The organism is Mesorhizobium sp. M7A.F.Ca.CA.002.05.1.1, assembly GCF_003998335.1.
GTDB lineage: Bacteria > Pseudomonadota > Alphaproteobacteria > Rhizobiales > Rhizobiaceae > Mesorhizobium.
The window spans coordinates 1-1,338 of sequence record NZ_RZQI01001228.1; the positions used below are offsets into that span (position 1 = coordinate 1).

A 1,338-nucleotide genomic window follows, 5' to 3' on the forward strand; every position below is an offset into this window, starting at 1 on the left:
CTTATCGATTGGTAACTTTTGCAAGGGCTTGCTGATTTGCGTAGCTGGGCATCTCACCGAGCCTTATCAGCGCAATGTCGCCCTGGATTTCCACACTACCGGGGGCTGGCCATACCGGCATCGCCGAAAGACGAACAATCGTCTGGTCAACCTGATCTGGGGTAGCACCGTTCAAATTGGAGTAGCCGAGCAATTTCATGTAATAAGCGATGCGCCAACCGTTGCCACCGTCCCATTCGAAGAACGAGTGGCCGACTGTCGAGCCGGGCTGCTTGGGATAGTTGGTCACAAATGGCTGGGCGCCAAACACGCTCAGAGCATAGCTGCGCTTTACATCAAAACCGCGCGCGGCCGACAGCCTGTCGAAGATGGCGCCCGCCATGAGTGTATCATGCTTGTCGACCAGATAGTTAGACGCCTGACGATAGTTCTGGGCCACCAGAATTTGGAAAATTGCCACGGCCATCAAGATGGTTGAGGCTACGCGGGTTCTCGATTCTCTGCTCGTCACCGCGACATAGGCAAACATCCAAACTGCAATCGGAACCCCGACGAGGCTCCTGACAGGCATGCTGCCCGCAGCGAGGAGGTGAAAGCCGAAGGGAATAAGCAATGAAGCGAAGGCAATTGCCGTCAACAGCAATTTCGAGCGGGGCAATTCCTTCAATAGCGCCCAACCGCCAAGGATCAACAAGAGCGGAATTGCCCACAACGCGACGTCATATGTGCGCCGGTCCAGACCATAGATCCCGCCTATCGCTCCAAGCACACGCCCAATAACTGTGGCCGGATGTTGAAGCAAAAAGCCAGGCTGGGAAAGCGAGTCGAAATACTCGTTTCTAGCGGGGGTGAACGATCTGAAAATGGCATCGCCGACGACATAGAACAATATGGCACCAGCCAGCAGAATACCGGTCCGAAGCAGGTCTTTTGGCAGCGATTCGCTCCTTCCTGCCCGTGCTTGCAGAATTGAGATCGCGATGCCCAGGACCAGAATTGCCGGTGCGAAACTCTGGTAGATCGAGATGGCGAAGGCGCCGACTCCCACAGCTCCGAGAAAGCGAGGGCTGAGTGGGGAAACCTCCTCCTTGCGGATCAGCCAAAGCGCTAGAGCGGTCGCGAACAGGCCGACGCCGATAGCGGCAATGTTTGAATAAAATTCGACGATAAAAAACCAGGTCGGGAAAGCACAGAAAATCGCAAAACATGCGTACTCAGCGATGGAGAGCTCTTGCTTGTTAATGACATCCATGACGAGGAGGTAGGCGGCCACGCAACCGGCGCCAAAGACAGCTGGAGCCAAGAAAGGCATTACCGGATGAGGAATAAGGAACCTCT

At 55.0% G+C, this 1,338-nt stretch carries 1 protein-coding gene; it reads right to left on the reverse strand.

Going from position 1 to position 1,338, the window contains the following annotated elements; translation table 11 throughout:
• Window position 1 precedes the first annotated feature (1 nt).
• Window positions 2–1,338, reverse strand: a 1,337-nt coding sequence (locus EN939_RS34365; protein WP_206528432.1) for a glucosyltransferase domain-containing protein, incomplete at its 5' end; no start/stop codon positions are given.